The sequence below is a fragment of the Bradyrhizobium sp. RDI18 genome (genome assembly GCF_043203335.1).
Taxonomy (GTDB): Bacteria; Pseudomonadota; Alphaproteobacteria; order Rhizobiales; family Xanthobacteraceae; genus Bradyrhizobium; species Bradyrhizobium retamae.
The window spans coordinates 1279669-1302076 of sequence record NZ_JBICRN010000006.1; the positions used below are offsets into that span (position 1 = coordinate 1279669).

At 61.4% G+C, this 22408-nt stretch carries 15 protein-coding genes and 1 pseudogene; 2 read left to right on the forward strand and 14 right to left on the reverse strand.

Going from position 1 to position 22408, the window contains the following annotated elements:
• Nucleotides 1-101: 101 nt before the first annotated feature.
• Nucleotides 102-614 carry a helix-turn-helix domain-containing protein gene (locus tag ACFXS9_RS07140; RefSeq protein WP_057843316.1) on the forward strand — a complete coding sequence of 171 codons (513 nt, stop codon included), beginning with the start codon at nt 102-104 and terminating at the stop codon, nt 612-614.
• A 121-nt stretch (nt 615-735) separates the two neighbouring features.
• On the opposite strand, the gene ACFXS9_RS07145 is transcribed toward ACFXS9_RS07140, so the two are convergent.
• From ACFXS9_RS07145 to ACFXS9_RS07195, 11 genes are all read right to left on the reverse strand, one after another.
• Nucleotides 736-1641 (reverse strand): AMP-binding protein, encoded by a 906-nt coding sequence (locus ACFXS9_RS07145; protein ID WP_392686625.1) that lies wholly within the window; start codon nt 1639-1641, stop codon nt 736-738.
• The gene (locus ACFXS9_RS07150; RefSeq protein WP_392686628.1) at nt 1545-2630 is read right to left on the reverse strand and encodes an AMP-binding protein; all 1086 of its coding nucleotides are present in this window, start codon (nt 2628-2630) and stop codon (nt 1545-1547) included. The genes ACFXS9_RS07145 and ACFXS9_RS07150 overlap by 97 nt, the downstream gene beginning before the upstream one ends.
• Before the next feature lie 93 nt (nt 2631-2723).
• Nucleotides 2724-3923 (reverse strand): ABC transporter substrate-binding protein, encoded by a 1200-nt coding sequence (locus ACFXS9_RS07155; protein ID WP_392686631.1) that lies wholly within the window; start codon nt 3921-3923, stop codon nt 2724-2726.
• Between the two features lie 800 nt (nt 3924-4723).
• Nucleotides 4724-5593 carry an amidohydrolase family protein gene (locus tag ACFXS9_RS07160; protein ID WP_392686634.1) on the reverse strand — a complete coding sequence of 290 codons (870 nt, stop codon included), beginning with the start codon at nt 5591-5593 and terminating at the stop codon, nt 4724-4726.
• 3 nt (nt 5594-5596) lie between these two features.
• Nucleotides 5597-6574, reverse strand: coding sequence for an aldo/keto reductase (locus tag ACFXS9_RS07165; protein WP_392686637.1), 978 nt, complete (start codon nt 6572-6574; stop codon nt 5597-5599).
• Between the two features lie 87 nt (nt 6575-6661).
• Nucleotides 6662-7594 (reverse strand): sugar-binding protein, encoded by a 933-nt coding sequence (locus ACFXS9_RS07170; protein ID WP_392686640.1) that lies wholly within the window; start codon nt 7592-7594, stop codon nt 6662-6664.
• 87 nt (nt 7595-7681) lie between these two features.
• Nucleotides 7682-8764 (reverse strand): ABC transporter permease, encoded by a 1083-nt coding sequence (locus ACFXS9_RS07175; RefSeq protein WP_392686643.1) that lies wholly within the window; start codon nt 8762-8764, stop codon nt 7682-7684.
• A complete protein-coding gene (locus ACFXS9_RS07180; RefSeq protein WP_392686646.1) occupies nt 8764-9528 on the reverse strand; it encodes an ATP-binding cassette domain-containing protein in 765 nt (254 codons plus the stop codon). The genes ACFXS9_RS07175 and ACFXS9_RS07180 overlap by 1 nt, the downstream gene beginning before the upstream one ends.
• Before the next feature lie 12 nt (nt 9529-9540).
• Entirely contained in the window at nt 9541-10863 is a 1323-nt protein-coding gene (xylA, locus tag ACFXS9_RS07185) for a xylose isomerase (protein ID WP_392686649.1), read from the reverse strand.
• A complete protein-coding gene (xylB, locus tag ACFXS9_RS07190; protein ID WP_392686652.1) occupies nt 10860-12314 on the reverse strand; it encodes a xylulokinase in 1455 nt (484 codons plus the stop codon). Before xylB ends, xylA begins: the two co-directional genes overlap by 4 nt.
• A gap of 83 nt (nt 12315-12397) precedes the next feature.
• A complete protein-coding gene (locus ACFXS9_RS07195; protein ID WP_392686655.1) occupies nt 12398-13441 on the reverse strand; it encodes a LacI family DNA-binding transcriptional regulator in 1044 nt (347 codons plus the stop codon).
• 427 nt (nt 13442-13868) lie between these two features.
• Between ACFXS9_RS07195 and ACFXS9_RS07200 the strand changes: the two are divergent.
• Nucleotides 13869-18699 (forward strand): annotated as a pseudogene (locus ACFXS9_RS07200) (NAD-glutamate dehydrogenase).
• Between the two features lie 38 nt (nt 18700-18737).
• Here the strand turns inward: ACFXS9_RS07200 and ACFXS9_RS07205 are convergent.
• The 3 genes from ACFXS9_RS07205 to ACFXS9_RS07215 form a co-directional block, all read right to left on the reverse strand.
• Entirely contained in the window at nt 18738-19124 is a 387-nt protein-coding gene (locus tag ACFXS9_RS07205; protein WP_392686658.1) for a response regulator transcription factor, read from the reverse strand.
• Nucleotides 19125-19186: 62 nt separating this feature from the next.
• Nucleotides 19187-19804, reverse strand: a complete 618-nt coding sequence (locus ACFXS9_RS07210) for a response regulator transcription factor (protein ID WP_392686661.1) — start codon at nt 19802-19804, stop codon at nt 19187-19189.
• Nucleotides 19801-22008: an ABC transporter substrate binding protein gene (locus tag ACFXS9_RS07215; protein ID WP_392686664.1), complete on the reverse strand. Its 2208-nt coding sequence runs from the start codon at nt 22006-22008 to the stop codon at nt 19801-19803. Before ACFXS9_RS07215 ends, ACFXS9_RS07210 begins: the two co-directional genes overlap by 4 nt.
• Nucleotides 22009-22408: the final 400 nt, after the last annotated feature.

The following is a 22408-nucleotide window of genomic DNA, read 5'->3' on the forward strand; positions in this document are numbered from 1 at the left end:
GGGGATTGTTTGGAGTTTAGTACCTAACTAGAATGGTAGCGGAACCAAAAGTTCGCTGGACGATTCGAGAGGAACTGGCGTGGGAAGACTGGAGAACAGGAATGAGATGGGATGAACTGGAGGAAGAGCCATGCTCGATGGCCCGGACCATCGGCGTGATCGGCGACCGCTGGACCCTTCTGATCCTGCGCGAGTGCTTCCTGCGCACGCGTCGCTTCGAGGGATTTCAGTCCGCGCTCGGAATCACACGCCATCTGCTCGCCGAACGGTTGAAGAAACTGGTCCGCCAGGGCGTACTGCGCCGCATTCCCTATCAGGAGTCGCCCAAACGGCATGAATATATCCTCACTCAGAAGGGCCTCGATCTTTATCCGATCATGATGGCGATTGTGCATTGGGGCGACACGCACATGGTCGACGAACGCGGGCGGCCGTTGCTGCACCAGCACCGCAAATGCGGCAAGAACTTCGATCCGGTCATGGTATGCTCCGAATGCGGCGAGCCACTTTCGGCCAAGGAGGTTCATACCCACCCCGGCCCTGGTGCCCGAAGCACCCCGGCAATAAAGGCGCCAGAGAAACCGAAGGCAAAGGCGCGCCGCAGCGCCGCTTGAGGTGGCCGCTCACCCCGGCTACCGCATCGAAAGCCTGACTAACCAGATCTCCGCGCCGGCATATCGTAGGCGCCATATGGCGGACACGAGATGTCCGGCAACGGTCGCGAACGGTTGAACCTTAGACCCGGATCACATCTCGACTTGCTTCGTTGCAGTAGAGGCGTTCGACCTGTTCAGAACGATATTTCAGGACAGCACGTTGATTGACGTAGGCCTTGTCGGTGATTTCTCCTGCCGCCATTGACGGTGGATCCTTCAGCAGGGAAAACGAACAGATTCGTTCGCTGCTTCCAACGATCTCATTATATTCTTGAAAACGATCTCTAAGAAATTGAACCACGAGAGCATCGCAGGTCAAATCCGAGGCTGGTGTCTTCGAAATTCGCGCCGCCTCGGTCGGATTCAACCAGCAGAGCAGCGCGCACGATTCACGGTTTTCCCCCGCAACGACAATGTCCAGCAATACGCCTCGCGTTGCAGCCAGGATTGCCGCGCGCATGTTGCCGATCGAGACCCACGTGCCGTTCGCGAGTTTGAAGTTCTCGGAAATTCTGCCTGTAAAGCGCAGCCCAAGCTCCGGTTTCTGAGGATCCAGAAACGAGACGGTGTCGCCGATGCGATAGAACCCTTCCTCATCGAAGGCCTTCTCCGTCAAATCAGGCCTTCCGAGATAACCGGGGGTGACGTTGGGTCCCTTGACCCTCGCCTCATAAGTATCGGAAACTGGAATCAGTTTTAGCTGCAGACCCGGCGCGGGAAGACCAATCTCTCCCGGCTGGTCGGTCGCCCAATGGGTCGTACTGATGGTCGGGGCCGTTTCGGTGGTACCGTAGCCCGACATGACCGGAATTCGCCGGCCGGTGATCGACGATGTCAGCCGATAGAGCTTTTCAAGCGTCCCTTGCGAAATTGCAGCCCCGGCATAGCTCAATCTATCCATCCGCTTGAATACGCTGGCGCCAAGATCGAGATCGTTCTCGATCGCGTCACATAAGAGATTATAGCCAGCAGGCACGTTGAACATGGCGGTGGGCGAAATCTCCCTGAGATCGCCACCGTCTTGTGGAAGAGCTGAGGCAGCGGCCGGCCATCGTCGATGTAAAGCGTACCGCCATTCCTCAGAATGCCGTGAAGAATTACGTTGCTGCCCATCGTATGGTGCCATGGCAGCCACTCGACCTGCACCGGTGCGTCCGGAGAAGACACCAGCAGGCTCCCCATTTGCAGTGAGCCCGCCATCATGCGGTGGGTGTTGAGCACGCCTTTGGGGAAACCGGTCGAACCGGACGTAAAGAGTATCTTTGCGACAGCGCCGCAAGACACCGCACGTGACGCGCGCTCGAATCCGTCGCTCCCGCTTCGGGCGGTCAGAGCCTGGAACGGCACCGTGTCCGGCGCGCCATCGACGCTGATCCAGGTCGCGGCTGCCAGTTCCGGAATGGAGCGGCCCGCGGAAAAGTCGCGTCCGCTCTGAACGAAAACGAAATTCGGACGCAGCACCTCCGCGATATCCTTGAGACGAACCAGGCCGCCGGGCATCAGCGTGTAATTTGGCGATATCGGCGCCAGAATTACCCCTATCGACATCGCGGCAAACGAGATCACGGCGTTCTCGATGGAGTTTCCTGAAAGTACCGCCAGCTTGTCAGCCGGCTTTGCGCCCATGTCGATCAGGCTTTGGCCGACCGCCTGAACCTGCAACCATGTTTCACCATAGGTAATCTCGTCCCATCCGCCCTTCGCATTGCGCTGCGCAAGAAAAATTCTATCCGGAGCAGAGTTTGCCCAGGTCGGAAGGAAATCCGTGATGCGCCAGGCACACTCCCCCAACTCAACAGGCGAGCTCAAGATGAGCGTGCCGTCGGTTCGACGCTCTATGCAAAGCTCCCTTGGCGCAAACGTCAGTGCCTTCGTCGACATGGAATTGATCTCCTGAATTACCGGGAAAGGAGCGCTCGAAGGCAGCCATTCACCACCGATACCTGGTGCTCGTAGGTCCGCCGGCCTGGACAACGCGAGTTGTCAATCAGTCTTACGGGCGTGACCGGTCGGCAGTTCGCGCCCAAGTCCGCGAATTTGCCAGGCCCGTCGTTCGCCCGCGCCAGGTCACTCGGACTTGGCGTCCAGCACGTCGCCGAAGGCTTGCCAGCTCGTGCCGCTCCACCGCTGCAATCGCATTTGCGTCCAGATCATGTTCTCGGTGTCGGTGGTGTTGACCTTGATGCCAGGCAGCGCAGTCGGAACGACGAAGTCTTTCAGGTTCTTGGCCTGCGCAAGAATATTCTTGCGTGACAGATCATTGCCGCATTGCCTTAGAATCTGCTCGAGCAGGACGCCTTGCTGATAGCCGGTCAGATAGCTGCCGTTGGTGATATCGGCGCCCGGCAAATACTTGTCAAAGAACACCCGAAAGGCCTGCATGCCCGGGTCATCTTTCCAAGCCGAATCCAGAACATCCTTGTTGGTCGTACCGACGATCACGCCGACCGATTTGTCGAGACCGGCGGGCGCGAGCGTGCCTCCGACCGAGCCCGAAGGAAAATTAATGATCACGGTGGCCTTCCAGCCGATCACGGCGGCTTGCCGGATGGCCTGCGCCGCGAACTTCGGCGTGCCGGCGATGACAAGCGCGTCCGCACCCGAACTCTTCAGGTTGACGACCTGTGAATCAACCGTCGGTTCGGTGACCTCATAGGAAGCGGCCACGACCTTTCGGTCGAAATCCTTTCCGAGGAATGCCTTGAAGGCGTTGACATAGTCTTTGCCGAGGTCGTCATTCTGATAGAGGATGGCATACTTGGCGTTTGGCAGCGCTTTCGTCAGATATTTGGCGTAGATTTTTCCTTCGGTGTCGTAGCTGACAAGACCTGTCGTGGTCAGCGGGTAATTGGCGACGTCCGTGAACTTGGATGACCCGCTGATAATTGCGATGCTGGGCACCCCTTTCGACCGCAGGTATTTTGCCGTAGCCGAGATGCCGGGAGTGCCGAGCTGGCCGAACATGAACGACACTTCGTCGCTCTCAACGAGCTTGCGGACGTGCTCCACCGCTTTCGGAGGACTGTATGCGTCGTCATACGCGATGTAGTTGATCTTGCGGCCGTTGATGCCGCCGCGGTCGTTGACCGACTGAATATAGGCCATAACTCCCTTACCCACGAGACCGATCGATGACGCCGGTCCGCTGAAGGGAAAAACGCCGCCAATCTTGATCTCGGTCGCTGAGATTCCTGGCTCTTCGGCTGCGAATGCCGGGCCGCACAAGAGTAAAACCAGAGCCGCCACGATCTTCCATTTCATCAACATTCTTGGTCCTCCCAAACGCGATGCACCCTTACGGGCACGTGGTTCTGTTATTGTTTCGCCGCTGGCTGCTCGTCCCTCGTCACTCAAAAGCGGCATCGAGAACTTCGCTGAACTGGTCCCAGCGTGGACGGCGTTACCTCGGCGCGTCAGCAGCAAATGCGGGTGATCCCAGCGCTAACAGCATTAGCGCGGCAGCAGGCTTGAAAGATTTGAGCATCATAGCGTCCCTCCCCTTCTGAATAGCGGAGTGCGCGTCCCAAGCGGGGGCCGCGATCCTGCAAGTCGCAGCCGTTATCCGACCGTCTTGTTCTAAACCTACAGTTCTTTTTTAGAACTAGTCAAGTCCCTCGAAACCAGTTCCTCTGTTGCCGGAAATGGGCTTCAATCCATTTTGGATAACGTGACGTCTCCAGCGCTGACCTAATAGGATTTATCGATAACTACCATGTCGCTTGCACGAGTATGGCTTGCGCAACTACCGGCGCAGGTGAAGCAACGCGGTCCGTCAGAAATGCGACGGGAATACTTCCTTCGAACGGAGTATCACATAAATTCCACTATAGAACTGTCGTGAGACGGGCGTAATTTCGCTCCTCAAGTCCACGGCCGTGCATGGTTGAGAAAGAGCTGCTCGATCGCAGCGTCATTAGACGGGCGTTACCTGTCGGCCAACGCCGGCATCGACGACGCATTGGGAAGGAAGAATCGACTCTACCGATTTCGACCACTTGGCGGCGTGCAAAGTAGGATGCGGCTGGACGATATCGGGTGAGTTCGCGGACAGAACCTCTCATCCGGCGCTACGCGCCACCTTCTCCCACAAGGGCAGAAGGATTGAGATATGCCCGCTGAGCGTTCGCCCCGAACGCCTTGTCGCGCAGGTGCGGACCAAGCTTCATCAGGCACGCCTCGAGCGCGCCCTTGGTCGCGCCATAGCTTCCTGCGAGCAAACACACCGGCCAGTCGGAGCCGAAGATCAGGCGATCCTCGCCAAAGCATTTGGCGGCGTGCGCGACGAACGGAAGCAGACGTTCCGCATCCCAATCGTCCCACCTGGCCTCGGTGGCGAGACCCGAGATCTTGCACCAGACATTGCCGCAAGCGGCGAGTGCGACGAGAAGATCGGCCCATTCACGGCTGAATCCCTCGGCGATCGGCGGCTTGCCGGCGTGGTCGAGGACAAAGCGCCCTTGCGGAAACGCCTGCGCAGTTGCGATCGCGGCCGGCATTTCACGCGTGCGCACCAGAAGATCGTAAGTGAGATCGTGCGCAACCACCGCGGTCAAGCCGCGCTGCACGTCCTCGCGCAGCAGCCAATCAGGATCGGGCTCGTCGTGCACCTGGTGACGAATGCCGACCAGCCTGTTGCCTCCGGGCGAGCCGCGCAGCCGTTCGAGCGTCTCGTCGACCGACCCGTCCGTGAGATCGGCCCAGCCGACCACACCGATGACGAAGGGCGTCGCAGCGGCGACGCGCAAGAATTCCTCGGTCTCCTCGATCGAGGAGCGGCATTGCACCAAAATGCTCGCATCGACCCCGTTGGCGAGAAGCAGCGGCGCGAGATCGCTCGGGCCGAAAGCGCGGTGGATCCGCTCGAGTTCGGGCGCCTCCATCCAGGGATAATCGGCGCGCTCGGGATCCCAGAAATGCTGATGACCGTCGATCACCATGGGTCAAGCTCCACCCGGCAGCGGTGCGGACGCATCGACCAACTTGCGCTCGCGCAGCTCCTGCCAGAAGGAGGACGGCACCAGCCGCTCGGCCATCGCGATGTTGTCCGAAACCTCCGCAGCGCTACGCGCGCCCTGCAGCGCGAGCGTTACCGCCGGATGGGCCATACAGAACTGGACTGCGGCGGCCTTGAGCTCGGTGCCATGCTTGCGGCACAGTGCCTCCAGCGCCAGCGCGCGGGCGACGAGCGCCGCATCGGCGTCTTCGTAATTGAACTTCGCCCCAGTTCGCGGGTTCGCGAGGATGCCGCTGTTGTAGATGCCCCCGAGAATGATGCCGATGCTCTTCGCACGGCAGATCGGAAACAAATTCGTCAGCGCGCCCTGGTCGAGCAGCGTGTAGCGGCCCGCCAGCAGGAAGCAATCGACCGGCGCCGCTTCGGCGAAGCGGGCGAGCATCTCGGATTGATTCATACCGGCGCCGATCGCCTTGACCGTGCCATCGTCGCGCAAGCGCTGGAGTGCGCGGAAGGCACCGGCAACTGCATCCTCATAGTGATCATCCGGATCATGGACGAGCAGTACATCGACGCGGTCGAGCCCGAGACGGGCGAGGCTTTCCTCAACCGATCGCATCACGCCGTCGTAGCTGAAGTCGAACTGCGGCCGCTCGGCGGACGTGCCCTTGTAGTGATCGTCTTCCGCAGCCGCACTGGCCGGGCGCAGCAAACGGCCGACTTTGGTGGAGATCGCAAATGAATCCCGCTTTTGCCGGCGCAGAAAACTGCCCAGGCGACGTTCGGCCAATCCAAAGCCGTAGAGCGGCGCAGTATCGAAGAAGCGGACACCGAGCGACCAGGCGCGCTCGATCGTGGCTTCCGCGTCCGCGTCGCTGACCGGCGCAAACAGTCCGCCGAGAGGAGCGGTTCCGAGACCAATCGCTGTGACGTCGAGTCCATCCGCAAGCCGCATACGCTTCATTCCAGGATCCATGGTCGAAACATGCACTCCCTCTCCCGCAACCGGGAGAGGGAGTGTAGCGCAGGAACGTCGGGGCTGAGAACGTTCCTACTTCAAGAGTTGAGCGACGTTGTCTTTGGTCACGAGGTCGAGGCCGGTATAAATGACCTCGGAAACCTTCTGGCCCTTCTTGATTGCCAGCAGAGTGTCCATCGCCTTCTCGCCCATCTCGAACGGGCGCTGTCCCGTAAGCGCGTTGGAGTAGCCGTCACGCAAGAGTTCAAGCTGCATCTTGAGCGTATCGGCGACGACGAGCGTCAGCTTGCCGGCATCGATGTCCTTCTTGTTCTTGTTGACGAAGGCCTTGTAGCCTTCCGGCGCAAACATCGGCCAGCCGCCAACCGGCACGATCGCGCCGAGATCCGGCGTGGCAGTGCGCAGATCCGCCATCTGCTGGACCGCGAGCGCAGGATCGTCATTGCAAAAGGTCGGCGAGCCCGCGACCTCGACCCACTTCGAGCCCTTGAGCGCCTCGCGCACGCCATCGACGCGCTCGGCGAGGTTCTTGGCGCCCGGACCACCGGAGACGACGGCATACTTGCCGCCCTCGGGCTTGAGCTGCAGCAATTGCTTGCCGAGCGCGAGGCCGAAGTCCTTGTTGTTGGTGCCGATATAGGCAATGCGCTTGGAGCCGGGCGCATCCGCATCGAAGGTGATGACAGGAATACCGGCCGCGGTCGCAGCCTCGATCGACTTGGTCATCGCTGCGACATCCGCGACCGAGATCGCAAGACCATCCACCTTTTGCGTGATGAAATCCTGGATGATCTGCGCCTGTGTCGCCGGCTCATGCTCGACCGGCCCCTTGTAAATGCATTCGACGTTGCCGAGCTCTTTGGCGCGCTTCAGGCAACCGTCGCGCGCGACGTCGAAGAACGGATTGTTCATCGCTTTGGGCACGATCACGAACTTGTAGGTCTGGGCGAATGCCGGGGTCGCCATCATCGCGATGGCCATTCCGGCGAGAAGTATTTTCCTCATTGGTCCCTCCACATTTGTGCCTATCCTTTTGAATTGAATCTCCAGAAGGCGGATAGACGAAGTGTTCGTTGCTCTCCCGGAGTAACCTCAAGTGATGCGTGAGCGGATGCGGTCGACCAGCACGGCCAGAATGATGATCACGCCCACGAGCGTCTGCTGCCAGTAGGAGCTGACCTGCGCGAGCACGAGGCCATTGCGGATCACCTCAAGCAGCACGCAGCCGACGATGGCCCCGAGCGGGCCGCCGACGCCGCCTGCGAGATTGGCACCGCCGATAACCGCCGCTGCGATCACGTTGAGTTCGTAGGATGTCGCCATGTTCGCGGGCGCAGACCCCAGCCAGCCCGAGACGATGATGCCCTGCAGCCCTGCGGCCAGCGCACAAATCACGTAGACTTCGATCTTGACCCGTACGACCGGGATGCCAGTCAATTCCGCCGCCTTCTCGTTGCCGCCGAGCGCGAAGACATGACGGCCGAAGCTCGTGTGGTGCAGCACGATCGCCATTACCGCCGCGAGGATCACGAGATAGATGAATGGCGCCGGTACGCCGAACAGATCGCCCGATGTCAGCGCGTAGAAATAGTCGGCATCTGGTCCGCCCGGAAAGCTGCCGCGCCCGTTGGAGACGACATAGCCGAGACCGCGGACGATCGAGAGCATGCCGAGCGTAGTGACAAAGGGCGACAGCCCGAGCACGGCGATGCAGAAGCCGTTGACGAAGCCGACGATCAGCGCGGTGACAAGTCCCGCCAGGATCGAGACGATCAGGATCAGCCCCGGTACATTGGCGACCACGGTCTTGCCGTCCGCAGCCAGATGCACGAACAGGGACGCGCCGGGCATGCCCGGCGTCGATAAGCCCGACATCACCATGGATGTGATCATGGCGGAGAAGCACATCATCGATCCCACCGAGAGATCGATGCCGCCGGTGATGATCACGAAGGTGATGCCGAGGGTGGCAATGGCGATGAAGGAAAAGTTCTTCGCCACGTTCTGCATGTTGCCCTGCGTGAAGAAGTAGGGGCTCGCAAAATGCATCGCGATCAGCAGCACCAGCAGCGCCAGCAGGACGTAGCCGGTTTGGGATGCAAAGATGCCGCGCTGCCACCACCTGATGCGGCCGACATTGGCGAAGGAGATCGGGGATTCCAGCGGCATAGCCATTACGCAGCCTCCTTCGCGCCGGTGATCAGGGCAGTGACTTCCTCGGGACTGGTATCGCGGATCGACTTATCCGCCCGCTTCTCGCCGCGGCGCATGACGACGACGCGGTCGCAGACCGCGAAGACGTCGGGCATGCGGTGGGAGATCAGCATGACGGCGACGCCCTGCTCTTTCAGCCGATGGATCAAGCCCAGGACCTGCTCGACCTGGCGGACCGAGATCGCCGCGGTCGGCTCGTCCATCATCACGAGCTTGGCGTTCGACAGGCGGGTTCGTGCGATCGCAACCGCCTGGCGCTGGCCGCCCGACATCTGCTTCACGAGATCATGCGGTCTCGTCTCGGAGCGCAGCTCGCCGAACAGCTCCAGCGCGCGCGCCGCCATCGCATTGTGATCGAGGAAGGCGAACGGGCCGAATTTGCGCTTGAGCTCGCGGCCGAGGAAGACGTTGGCCGCCGCCGTGAGATTGTCGGCAAGCGCCAGGTCCTGATAGACGACCTCGATCCCGACCGCGCGAGCATCGATGGGACGGTAGAAATGGACCGTGTTGCCGCCGAAGCGGACCTCGCCATGGGTGGGGCGGAAGTTTCCGGCAATGATTTTCACGAGCGTCGACTTGCCCGCGCCGTTGTCGCCCATCAAGCCGACCACCTCGCCGGGGAAGACCTGCATGTCGACGCCGTGCAGCGCGCGGATCGCGCCGAACTCCTTGCCGATCCCTGTCAATTCCAGAACCGGTTGCCCGGCGCTACCTGCGGTTTCCATGCTCGGCCTCGCTCAGACGTACCGGTTGACCAGTGATTCCAGATATTCCTGACGACCCGAGCGCGGCTGCGGATCGAAACCGGGTGCCAGCGCGCGATCAGCAAGATCGGCAAGCGAACGCTGGCCGGCGAGGATCGCGCGTCCCTCGGCATCAGCCCATCCCGCGTAACGTTCCGCAATCGGCATCGTCAGCGCCTCGGCATCGAGCATGTCGGCGGCGGCAAGGAACGCCCGCGCGCAGGCGTCCATCGAGCCGACATGGGCGTGGATCAGATCGTCCGGATCGATCGATTGCCGCCTGATCTTGGCGTCGAAATTGAGACCGCCCGTCGTGAAGCCACCGGCCTTCAGGATGTCGTGGAACGCCAGTGCCAGCTCTGGCACGTTCATCGCGAACTGGTCGGTATCCCAGCCGAGCAGATCGTCGCCGCGGTTGATGTCGAGCGAGCCGAACACGCCGAGCGCCTGGGCCAGCGCGATCTCGTGCTGGAACGAATGGCCGGCAAGGATGGCGTGGTTCTGTTCGATGTTGAGCTTGACATCTTTCAGAAGGTCATACCGCTGGAGGAACCCGTAGCATGTGGCGACGTCGAAATCATACTGATGCTTGGTCGGCTCCTTCGGCTTCGGCTCGATCAGGATCGGTCCCTTGAAACCGATCTTGTGCTTGTGCTCGACGACCAGCGAGACGAAGCGGCCGAGCTGGTCGAGCTCGCGCTTGATGTCGGTGTTGAGCAGCGTCTCGTAGCCTTCGCGTCCACCCCAGAGCACATAGTTCTGCCCGCCCAAACGGTTGGTCACCTCGAGCGCGGCCCGTACCTGGCCTGCGGCATAGGTGAAAATGTCCGGATCCGGATTGGTCGCGGCGCCGGCCATGTAGCGGCGATGCGTGAACAGATTGGCCGTACCCCAGAGTAGACGCACCTTGGAAGACGCCATCTTCTGTTCGAAGAGATCGGCAATGGCGTTGAGGTTGGCGACGGATTCGCCGAGCGAGGCGCCTTCCGGCGCGGCATCGACGTCGTGGAAGGTGAAGAAGGGTACGTCGAGCAGGCGGAACAGCTCGAAGGCGATATCGGCCTTGGCCCGCGCCAGCGCCATCGCATCCGTGCCATGATGCCAGGGCCGCAGGAATGTCTCGCCGCCGAACGGATCGCCGCCGGGCCAGCAGAGCGAGTGCCAGTAGCAGACCGCGAAACGCAAGTGATCCTCGAGCCGCCGTCCGCGCACGACGCGATCCTTGTCGTACCAGCGGAACGCGAGCGGGCTTTTGGCGTCCTTGCCGCCATAGGCGACCGGCGCACTCGCCCCGAAGAATTTGGGTGACACGTTCACAGGGAGAACTCCTTCAGCGCGGGATATAGTTTTCGCCACTGGTGATAGGCTTCATCGTAGGCGGCTTTGGCAGACGCACGCGGCGTGAAGCTCGCAAGCCGCCGCGGACGCGTGCAGATCTGGGCAGGGTTTTCGTTGGTTGCGGCAAGCCGGCCGAGCCGTGCCGCGCCAAGCGCTGCACCGACCTCGCCCTCCTCGACGCGGTGGACGGGAATGCCGAGCACATCGGCGCAGATCTGGGCCCACAGCGCCGAGCGCGAGCCGCCGCCCACAAGGTCGACCTCCGTGATCCCGCTGGCGTTGCCGAGCGCCGCGAGGTTGTCGCGCGCGGCAAAGGCCACGCCTTCGAGCACGGCCTGGACGATCTGATCGCGTCCCGTCCCGCCGCGAAGACCTGCGAATGCGCCGCTGGCGGCAGCGTCGTTGTGTGGCGTGCGCTCGCCATCGAGATAGGGAAGGAACTTGACCGGGCTCGGTCCGCGGACGGTCCCGCCGAGCGGCGCCAGCAGCGCGGCGGCAGGCGTCGCCATGACGCCCGAAAGCCAGGCGAGCGAGGCGGCCGCCGCCAGCATCACGCCCATCTGGTGCCAGAGACCCGGCAGCGCATGACAGAAGGCGTGCACGGCCGACGCGGGCGCCGGCGCAAAACTGTCGGTGACACGAAACACCACGCCCGACGTTCCCAGCGACAGGAACGCATCGCCGGGCGTGATGGCTCCGAGCCCGATCGCGCTCGCGGCACAGTCTCCCGCACCGCCGGCAACCATGACATCTTTCGCCATGCCCCAGCGCTTCGAAAATTCGCCGGCAAGTGCCGCGCCGATCTCGCTGCCTTCGACCAGACGCGGCATGTGGTGAAGATCGAGCCCCGTGGCATGTAGCAGCACCGCAGACCAACGGCGCTGACCGACATCGAGCCAGAGCGTGCCGGCGGCGTCCGACATGTCCTCGACCATCTCGCCGGTCAGGCGGTAGCGCACATAGGCCTTTGGCAGCAGCACTTTTGCCACCCGATCGAAGATCTCGGGCTCGTGGCGGGCCACCCAGAGCAGCTTTGGCGCGGTGAAGCCTGGCATCGCGAGATTGCCGGCGATAGCGTGGAGCGAGGGACAGCGCGCCTCCAGCTCCTTGCACTCGGTATGGGAGCGGCCATCATTCCACAGGATGGCCGGACGCAGCGGACGACCGTCCTCGCCGAGCAAGGTAGCGCCGTGCATCTGGCCGGAGAGACCGATGCCGCGCACCTGCGCGACGTCGCTCGGATGAACGGACGCGAGATCGTCGATGGCGCCGATCGCTGCATCAACCCAGGCGTCCGGATCCTGCTCGGACCACAGCGGTGCGGGATGCGAGAGCGCAAGCTCGCGCGCGGCTGTCGCGACGATTGCGCCAGCCTCGTTCACGAGCACCGCCTTCACACCGGACGTGCCGATGTCCATTCCGAGATACACGTCGTCATCCTCCCTTCCGGCCCGGTTCGCGATCTATGTCGCCTTTCCCCACATCGGGCCGTCTTGCAAATCGGTTCTGCAGGCTATGGCAGATTGTCCCGCATCACGATGTCGATCCGGATCTTCTCCTGTTCACTCAGGATCGGCTCGCCGCGGGCGAGCGCGAGCAGCACGCGCACGGCGGCGCGGGCCTCATGTCCCGGATTTTGCGAGATCGCCGCATCCATCACGCCCTGCAACAAGAGCTTGCGCGTCAGCACGGTGACGTCGTGTCCGACGAACACCACCTGCTTCTCGCGATCGGAATCGATCAGGGCCTTGGCAACGCCTTGCGTGCCGGCGCCGACATTGTAGAGGCCGACGATGTCAGGATGTTTGCCGAGCAGCCGCGACATGAGCTGTTCCGAGCGCCCGTCCTCGTCGCGCCCTTCGAGCACGGGCAGCACGTTAAGCCCAGGAAACTCCGACGCCATCACCTGATTGAAGCCGAAGATGCGCTCGGCATGGTCGCGCAGGCCTTGCGAGCCGGCGACGATCGCGACCTTGCCGGATCGCGGACCAACGAGGCGGCCGACCAGCGCGCCGGCGGTGCGCCCGGCGGCGATATTGTCGATGCCAACATAATAATGACGGCGCGACGAAGGCACATCAGAAACCAGCGTCACCACCTTGGCGCCACCATCGACGAGATCATTGATGGCGGCCCGCACGCTCGGATGATCGAGCGCGACAACCGCGATGCCGTCATATTCGCCGGCGAGAGCCTCCAGCGAGCTCGCGAGAACGGAGGCATCGAACACGTCGGTCGCGACCATCTCGACCGCGAGCCGGCGGGCCGACAGCCAGCCCGACATCTCGCCGAGATAGGACTGGATCTGCTGCATGAACAGATTCGGCCCCGACGGCATCACGAAGGCGAAGCGCCTGAAGCGGCCACGGGCGAGCTCGGCGCCGGCCACATGCGGCTGGAAGGAGTTGCGCGCGATCGTCTCCTTGACACGGCGGATCGTATCCGGCCGCACGCCGGGGCGGTTGTGCAGGACACGATCGACCGTCGCGAGGCTGACGCCAGCCTGGCGGGCGATGTCCCTAAGCGTGAGAGGGCTGTTGCCGTCCGGCTCCTTCATGGGCTGAAGGCTAGCAGAGGTTATTTGAGGTACGCAACTCATTTTGAGGAACACGACGCTGAGCGGACCCGGCAGCGGGGAGCGACTCGAACTCCCGAGGCAAGCCGCCGGGCGAATTGCAAGCACGGCGCCAATCGACCGAACCTCCGATATCTTCTTCAATCTTCCGACTCATGGAAGCGACCGAGCAGCATCGGGACGTGGAACGCACCGCACATGGCGAGCTCCTCCACGTGCATTAGAACTGGGATGGCACCGCTATAGCTGGCGGGGGCCGCTCCAGGATGGTATTGTCTTCAGGAGCTATTGAAGCTCCGAGACCGAGGATTTCGCTTACGCGTTCAATCGCGGTCGAGACAATGGCCCTCGAAGAGATGCACTCCAAAGTCAAGCGGACGATCGCGCCTGCGGTCGGATGGCGCGGAAAATGGAGGACGTTATGGCGTCCTGGCGTGACGACAGGGTCAGGGCAACCCTGATCCGCGATGCAGCGGGAAGCGTCCAGCCGGGCAAGACCCCCCGGACTTTTGCCGAGCTTCTGTTCGGCCACACCAATAGCGAGGATCTCACCGGCTACGATGCCGCGTCTCGCCTTCCTGGCGGAACAGGCTTGGGAGCATGTGCAGCAACGCGCGGCAGGCCGTGCTGATATCCGCGTCATCAATCCGATGATGCCGGACGGGCGCGAGATTTCCGTGCTCGAAGTTCTCAACGACAACATGCCCTTCCTCTTCGATTCGACCATGGCGGAACTCGCCGAGCACGGCATCGAAGTCACGCTGGTCGCCCATCCGATCATAGCCGTCGAGCGCGACGCGTACGGCAAGCTGCTGCGTTTCTATGGCGAAACACTGCCCGAAGGGTCAATGGGCGAGCGCGAAAGCCTGATCCATCTGCATATCGCCCGGCTCGATGCCGCTGACGACCGCCAGAAACTGATCGATGGCCTCACCAAGACGCTGAACGACGTGCGCGCTTGCGTGACCGACTGGCGAGCCATGCGCGCCCGCGTCGAAGGAGCGATCACGACCTTGAGCTCCAATCCGCCGCCGCTGCCGATCGACGAGGTCGCCGAAGCCAACCAGTTCCTGCAATGGCTGTGCGCCGACAATTTCACCTTCCTGGGCCTGCGCGAATATCGCTTCTCGCCCGACCGCGCTGCGTCGGACGAGATCAGCAGCGGCGAAGGTCTCGGCATCCTGCGTGATCCTGATGTGAGGGTGCTGCGCCGCGGCACCGAAATGGTGGTGATGACACAGGAAATCCGCGAGTTTATGCGCGAGCCGACACTCCTCATCGTTGTCAAGGCCAATGTCAGCAGCCGCGTCCATCGCCGCGTCCGGATGGACTACGTAGGCATCAAACTGTACACGCCGGACGGCCGGCTCGACGGCGAACTGCGCCTCGTCGGTCTGTTCACCTCGGGCGCCTATACTCGTTCGGTGCGACAAATCCCCTACGTCCGCCACAAGGTGGCGCAGGTGCTCGAGCGCGCCGGCTTCGACCCCAACAGCCATTCCGGCAAGGCACTGCTGCATATCCTCGAAGAATATCCGCGCGACGAGATCGTCCAGGTCGATATCGAGACGCTCTATAATTTCGTCATGGAAGTCCTGATGCTTTATGAGCGCCCTCGCTTGCGGGCGTTGGCACGAGCTGACAAGTTTGACCGTTTCGTCTCCATCCTCGTGTTCATTCCGCGCGAGAAGTACGACACCGACGTACGGACGCGGGTCGCCGCCTTCCTGGCCCAGGTATACAAGGGGACCTTGGCAGCCTCCTACGTGGCCTTCCCCGAAGGTCCACTTGCGCGCGTCCACTACATCATCGGGCGCTATGAAGGCAAAACGCCCGTCGTCGAGCGCGCCACGCTTGAAGGCGGGATCAGCGCAATCATCGCAACATGGGGCGACAAGCTGAAAGCCAAGCTTGCGACCACCACTGACGGCATGCGGGCTCGCCTGCTCGCCAACCGTTATGCCCGGGCCTTTACCGGCGGCTATACGGAGATCTTCGACGCCTCACAGGCCATCACTGACATCACCACCATCGAAAAGCTCAGCGCCGCTCGTCCCGTGGCGCTTTCGGTCTACCGCATCGACGGCGATGATCCGACGCGTTTCGGCCTTAAGGTCTTTTCGCGCGGCACGCCGCTATCGCTGTCCTATCGCGTCCCGGTAATCGAAAATCACGGCCTGCGCGTCGTCAACGAGCGTACCTACCAGATTACGCCCAGCGCCACGTCTACACCCGCACCGGTTTGGCTACACGACATGACGATCGAGGCCAATGACGCCAAGCCGATCGTTGTTACCGAGGAATTCGGCCGTCGCCTGGAAGCCTCGATCATGGCGGTGGTGGGCGATCGCGCCGAATCCGACGGATACAACGCCCTCATCCTGCGCACGCGCTTGAGCTGGCGCGAAGTTTCGGCCATCCGCGCCCTCTCCCGCTACCTGCACCAGATCCGCGCTCCGTTCAGCCAGGACTATATGTGGGGGACGTTGCGCAAGAACAGCGCTATCACCACCAGCATCGTCGCGCTGTTCCAGGCTCGCTTCGACCCGCGGCTCGCCGCCACCAATGCCGAGCGCTCGGCGCGGGAGACGGCTCTCCTCGCCGAGATTGAGGAGCAGCTCAAATCCGTCGCCCTGTTGGACGAAGACCGCATTCTGCGCCGCTTCACCAATCTGGTGCAGGCCATCGTCCGCACCAACCTGTGGCAAATCGGCCAGGACGGATATCCGCGTCCGGTGATTTCCTTCAAGTTCGACGCCCGCAAAATCGATGACCTACCCGCTCCGCGACCGCTCTACGAGATCTTTGTCTATTCGCCGCGTCTCGAAGGTATCCATCTACGTTTCGGCAAGGTCGCGCGCGGCGGCCTGCGCTGGTCCGACCGGCCGCAGGATTTCCGCACCGAGATCCTCGGTCTTGTCAAGGCACAGCAGGTCAAGAACGCCGTCATCGTGCCGGTCGGCGCTAAGGGCGGCTTCGTGCCCAAGCGCCTGCCGCCGCCCTCCAATCGTGAGGCCTGGATGGCGGAAGGCACCGAGGCCTATCGCATCTTCGTTCGCTCGCTGCTCGAACTTACCGACAATCTCGATGGCGATGCGATCGTGCCGCCCGACGACACTGTGCGGCACGACAAGGATGATCCGTATCTCGTCGTCGCGGCCGACAAGGGCACTGCGACTTTCTCCGACACCGCCAACGCGATCTCAGTCGAGAAGGGCCATTGGCTCGGTGACGCTTTCGCCTCAGGCGGCAGCCAAGGTTATGACCATAAGAAGATGGGCATCACCGCGCGCGGTGCGTGGGAAGCAGTCAAGCGCCATTTCCGCGAGCTCGGCACCGATATCCAGACCATGCCCTTCACCGTTGCAGGTGTCGGCGACATGTCCGGCGACGTCTTCGGCAATGGCATGTTGCTTTCGCCGGCGACAAGGCTGGTGGCGGCCTTCGACCACCGGGACATCTTCATCGACCCCTCGCCCGACCCTGCCATCAGCCACGCCGAGCGCCTGCGCTTGTTCAACATGCCGCGGTCTAGCTGGCAGGACTACAACAAATCGCTGATCTCGCAGGGCGGCGGCGTGTTCTCGCGTTCGCTCAAGGCAATTCCGCTCGCACCGGAGGTGCGGGCCCTGCTTGATCTCGACAAGACGCAAGCCACGCCTTTCGAGGTGATGACGGCGATACTGAAGGCACGGGTCGACCTGCTCTGGTTTGGCGGCATCGGCACCTATGTCCGCGCGTCTACGGAAAGCGACGATCAGGCGGGCGATCGGGCCAATGATCCGATCCGTGTTACCGGTTCTGACATCCGCGCCCGGGTGATCGGCGAAGGTGCCAATCTCGGCGCGACCCAGCGCGGCCGCATCGAAATGGCGCAGAGAGGCGTCAAGCTCAACACCGATGCCATCGACAATTCGGCGGGAGTGAACACTTCCGACGTCGAGGTCAATATCAAGATTGCGCTGGCGCGTCCCGAACGCGAGGGACGCCTCAGTTCGAGTGACCGCAACAGCCTGCTTGCCGCGATGACCGACGAGGTCGGCACGCTGGTGCTTCGCAACAATTACCTTCAGTCGCTGGCGTTGTCGCTAGCCGAACGCAAGGGCGTGGCCGACAATGGCTTCCTTGCCCGCCTGATGCAAGCGCTCGAGCGGAGGGGCCTCCTCGACCGCGCCGTTGAGTTCCTGCCGGACGACGTCGCGATCGCCGCGCGCACTCAGCGCGGCCAACCCTTTACGCGGCCAGAACTCGCCGTCCTGCTCGCCTACGCCAAGCTTACCCTTTACGATGATCTGCTCGTCACAAGCGTGCCGGACGACCCTTATCTCATCGGCGAATTGTCAAAATATTTCCCGCACGAGATTCGAGACAAGTTCCCCGATTCCATGAAACACCATCGTCTGCGCCGGGAGATCATCTCAACCAATCTTGCCAATGCCGTAATCAATCGCGGCGGCCCGACCTGCATCGGTCGCCTGATCGATGAGACGGACGCCGACGTATCCACCATCGCCATGGCCTTCGTGGCGGTGGAGGAATCTTACGGTCTCGAGCGGCTGAACAACGCGATTGATGCGCTTGACACGGCGATCAACGGTCAAGTCCAACTCGGCCTCTACGCGGCGATTCAGGATCTCCTGCTCTCCCGCATGATCTGGTATGTGCGCAACGTTGATTTCAAAGCCGGCCTGGACGCGGTCATCTCGCGCTTCGGCCCGAGTATCCGAGAGATCGCCGCCGGGCTCGACAACGCCCTGCCGCAGGACTTGCAGGCTGGCCGCAGCAAGCGGCGACGGGATCTGGTCGATGCCGGCGTCCCCACCGACCTCGCAAACGAACTCGCCGATCTCGACGCCTTGGTCTCCGCACCGGATATCGTGACTGTCGCCGAGCGCACCACCCGCGCCATCGACGACGCCGCTACGACCTTCTTCGCTGCCGAGGCCAATTTCCACGTTCATCCCATCATCGTCGCCGCGCGCAGCGTTCCGGCAAACGATCATTTCGAACGTCTCGCCATCGACCGCGCGGTTGACCAGATCGCAGCAGCCGAAAGAAGATTGGTCGCGGATATGCTGACAACCGGCCAATGCGGCCAGCAGGCTACCGAGACCTGGCTCGCGGCTCATCCTGAGGCGACGCGCATCCGCCGCTCCGTCGAGGAGATCGCTGTCAGCGGACTGACGCTCGCCAAGCTGACTGTGACGGCGAACCTGCTGGGGGATTTGGTCAAGAGTTGATGGGCGCGCCGCGGCGAGGGGGCGGCGCCACTTTGTCGCTAGCTGGCATTTCCCGAACTGCCAATTGCTCTGTCGATAGCCGAGAACAAGGTTTCCTCCTGCAAAGGTTTCCGGAGGCTGGCTACAAGCGTACCATCGTCCGATCGCGTGCATAACGTAGCGTCGCCGTGCGCGGAGATGAGAATTGTCGGAATTTTTATGCCGTTGCTTATGAGATGCTGTTGAAGCTCCAGGCCGTTCATCTCCGGCATCTGAAGATCTACAATCAGGCACACGGGCAGACCGGCCGGCAACGCCGCGAGAAATTCCGCTCCCGATCCATATGCCCGGGCACGAAAGGCGTGCGAACGCAGCAACCGACTCAAGGCCTTGAGCACGGCCGGATCATCGTCCACAATGGCAATCCATGGGGAAGCTTCCGCCATGGAAGACTATTGCCGATGCACCCTGCGCTCGTCGAGTTGGCCCTTGGGCCAACAGGTGCATCTTATTTGGACAGTTTGAGCTTCTCGGCCATCCGCACAAGATCGGCGACAGTTCGAACGCCAAGTTTCTCCATCATCCGGCTGCGGTGAACCTTGATGGTCTTTTCGACCGTACCCAGCTCGCCGGCAATCTGCTTGTTGAGCCGCCCCGCCACGACATGCGTAAGCACTTCGCGTTCGCGTGGGGTCAAGGTCCTTACCTTCGCTCGCATCACGTCCAGTTCGGAACGAAGTCGACGCAACTCGGCGTCCATGGCTTCAGCGCGGGATAGCGCTTCAAACAAATCCTGGTCCTTTACCGGCTTGGTCAGGAAATCGATCGCCCCGGCTTTCATGGCACGTACGCTGGTGGGAATGTCGCCTTTGCCGGTAACGAACACGATGGGACGATGCGAGCCACTGGCGGTGGTCAACACATCCTGAATCTCCAGACCATCAAGATCTGGCATCGAAACATCGAGTACGGCGCATCCAGGAATCGCCTCGTCATGCTCTTCGAGGAATACCTGCGGCGAAGAATAGGGCTTGACGTCATAACCCTTGGCGCGGAGCAGTCGCGACAAGGACTTGAGGACTCCGGGGTCATCGTCAACGAGATAAACCGTGAACATGTCTGTCATACAGAACTGACCACAGGTTGCTGAGCGGGCAACGAAAATCCTGCAACGGCGCCACCGCCCTCGCCATTGACCAGGGTCAGCTTTCCCTGATGCGCCTTTATGATCGTCGAACAAAGGGCCAGACCCAGGCCAAGGCCATGGGCCTTGGTGGTGTAGAACGGTTCGAACAGCCGGCCATTTTCCTTGGGGCAAATGCCGTGCCCCCGATCCTTCACGAGCACGTCTATCATTCCGGCTTTCGCCTCTCGGGTCGAGATCAGGATAGACCGCTGCGCTATCGGGGTAGCGGCCATGGCGTCCATTGCATTCATGACAAGATTGAGCAGGACTTGCTGCAACTGCACAGAATCGCCTCGCGTCAGAAACACATCGTTTTCCAGATCAAGCTTGACGCTAATGTCGCGGCCGATCAGCTCGCTGTGCAGCAGACTGATCGTCGATGTGACAAGGGAATTGATGTTGACGTTTTCCATATTTCGCTCGCCCTTCTTAAGAAGGCCACGGAGACGGTGGATCACTTCGCCCGCCCGATTATCTTCGTGCACAATGTCTTCAAGGGCGTCGCGAACTTCGGCGAGATCTGGGGACTTCTGCCTCAAGAGATGGAGCGCCGCTTGCGCATTTGACAGGATTGCAGTGAGGGGTTGGTTGACCTCGTGAGCTATCGAACCTGAAAGTTCGCCGAGTACGGACACCCGCATCAGGTGCTCAATTTCCAGACGTTGCAATGCGGTCTCAGCTTCGGCCGATTTCTGGTCGGTGATGTCGACGAAAATTCCCCCTAGCTGCTTTGGCTCGCTTTTGCTCTCCGCATACGACCGGGCGCGCATACGGATCCAACGCGTCTCACCGCTCGGCAAGACAATTCGTACGTCGCTGGCCGTGGACCGCTCCTTCCTGAAGGACTGCCGGAGCGAACGGCGTGCGGTTTCGAGATCATCCGGATGAACAGCGGCAAGGAATGCCTCCCGGGTGAGAGGTACATCACGCGGCAGCCCGAACAGCGCCCTGCCATGGTCGGTGACCCACAACTCATCCGTATCCCGGTCAAACTGCCAGAGGCCGATGTTTGCCGCAGCGGCCGCAAAGGTCATCCGCTCCTCGCTATCCTTAAGCAGTTCCTCGGCGCGCTGTCTCCTGCGCCGCTGAATTAGCAAGGCGCCCAGAATTGTCGTTTGCAACCCGAGGACGGAAAGTGCCGCAAGAACGGTGCCGCGATGCTCATCCCAGATCGTCGGCTTTTTGAACAGAACAACGGTGTCTGGAGGCAGATTCTTCTCCTTCAGATTCCAGCGCTGCATTGCCCGGTGATCGACGCGGTAGTGCTGCGCCGGGTTTGTTCGGGGCGCGAGCGTAGCCGGATCCGCGCCATCCATGATTTCGATCGCCATTTCAGCCGCTGCAACGCCGATCGACTCGAACGTCTCAACAAAACCGCCGACGGCACCCCTGCCGATAAACGTATCGTAAGGCCCGTAGAGCGGTGCAGGTGACAGCGCGGACAGATCAGCCGCGACCTGTGCCGGAACAAAAGTCTTTCCTTCGCGATCAGCAAAAAACGTCAGAAGGATCACGATCGCATCACTAGGCACCTTCGACAGTTCAGCGACGAGTTCTGAGTATGGAAGCTCGAACAGGAATGTCGTCTCGAATTTGCCGCCGCGCTCCTCGATCATCTTGCGAGCTATCGGTTGCCAACGGCGATCAGTCTCGCCGCTTCCGGCGATGACAAACAGACGGCGCGCCTCCGGCTGGAGCTTCTCCGCAAGCGAAAGCGTCTTCGCCAGATCGAACGCAGTGACGAGCCCGGTAATGCCCGGCGGCGGTCGCAACGCAGCATAGGTGTGTGGAGAGATGGATGCAAAGACGACCGGAACGTCGGGCAGCATGTCACGATGCTTGACGACAAATGGCAAAGCGTTGCTGCCGAGCGTAATCATCAAATCCGGCGGATGCTTCCCGTACTTGTCGCGAATAAAAGTCGCCGCTCGCAGCGAATGGGCCTCGTCAGTGTTTCGACCCAGATCGAGAAATTCCGCATCGATCTCAGCTGATTTCGAGTGTTCGACTAGCCGCTTTCGAGCCGCCTCAGCGATCACGCTGGTGGCGGGAAATGAGTAGTTGAAGGCGTGAAGCATAAGAACGCGCGCACGCTCCGCAGCGCGGGCTTCCCCCGCGAGCAAAAAAGGAGTCCAATGCTCCATGCGATGATGCGCATCGTCGTCACACTGAAATGGCCGCCACTCAAAAAACGCTACAATTGTAAATTTACAAACTAAGCAATCTGCCCGCACGGCTCACATCCAGCCTGCAACCTTAGCACGTTTTTGGGAGCATATCCTGCCCCGGTTGTTCAGGATTTCTAAGTAAAATCAACGGGGATTTTCCCGCCAGACAAAAAACAGCGGACCGATGTCGCCGCGATGCAAGTCATGTGCGCAGGCGCCGGAGGGTCCGTCCCAGTGACGCTAGCTACATCGCTCCGATGTTGGACCACGGTCCAATAGCTTGTGACAGGGCTCCTGCGTAGCGTGCCTCTCGCAGTTTAGCGATCGAGCGGGAGGCAGCGCGCGAGATGACAACGCTTTTCCCTGCAAGCACATT

What these genes read in the sequence shown, in the direction of transcription:
- ACFXS9_RS07170 (WP_392686640.1), bottom strand. Translation starts at nt 7,594, where the DNA reads ATGAGGAAAATACTTCTCGCCGGAATGGCCATCGCGATGATGGCGACC.
- ACFXS9_RS07210 (WP_392686661.1), bottom strand. Translation starts at nt 19,804, where the DNA reads ATGACAGACATGTTCACGGTTTATCTCGTTGACGATGACCCCGGAGTC.
- ACFXS9_RS07195 (WP_392686655.1), bottom strand. Translation starts at nt 13,441, where the DNA reads ATGAAGGAGCCGGACGGCAACAGCCCTCTCACGCTTAGGGACATCGCC.
- ACFXS9_RS07155 (WP_392686631.1), bottom strand. Translation starts at nt 3,923, where the DNA reads ATGTTGATGAAATGGAAGATCGTGGCGGCTCTGGTTTTACTCTTGTGC.
- ACFXS9_RS07160 (WP_392686634.1), bottom strand. Translation starts at nt 5,593, where the DNA reads ATGGTGATCGACGGTCATCAGCATTTCTGGGATCCCGAGCGCGCCGAT.
- ACFXS9_RS07205 (WP_392686658.1), bottom strand. Translation starts at nt 19,124, where the DNA reads ATGGCGGAAGCTTCCCCATGGATTGCCATTGTGGACGATGATCCGGCC.
- ACFXS9_RS07165 (WP_392686637.1), bottom strand. Translation starts at nt 6,574, where the DNA reads ATGAAGCGTATGCGGCTTGCGGATGGACTCGACGTCACAGCGATTGGT.
- ACFXS9_RS07145 (WP_392686625.1), bottom strand. Translation starts at nt 1,641, where the DNA reads ATGTTCAACGTGCCTGCTGGCTATAATCTCTTATGTGACGCGATCGAG.
- ACFXS9_RS07140 (WP_057843316.1), top strand. Translation starts at nt 102, where the DNA reads ATGAGATGGGATGAACTGGAGGAAGAGCCATGCTCGATGGCCCGGACC.
- ACFXS9_RS07180 (WP_392686646.1), bottom strand. Translation starts at nt 9,528, where the DNA reads ATGGAAACCGCAGGTAGCGCCGGGCAACCGGTTCTGGAATTGACAGGG.
- ACFXS9_RS07215 (WP_392686664.1), bottom strand. Translation starts at nt 22,008, where the DNA reads ATGGAGCATTGGACTCCTTTTTTGCTCGCGGGGGAAGCCCGCGCTGCG.
- ACFXS9_RS07175 (WP_392686643.1), bottom strand. Translation starts at nt 8,764, where the DNA reads ATGGCTATGCCGCTGGAATCCCCGATCTCCTTCGCCAATGTCGGCCGC.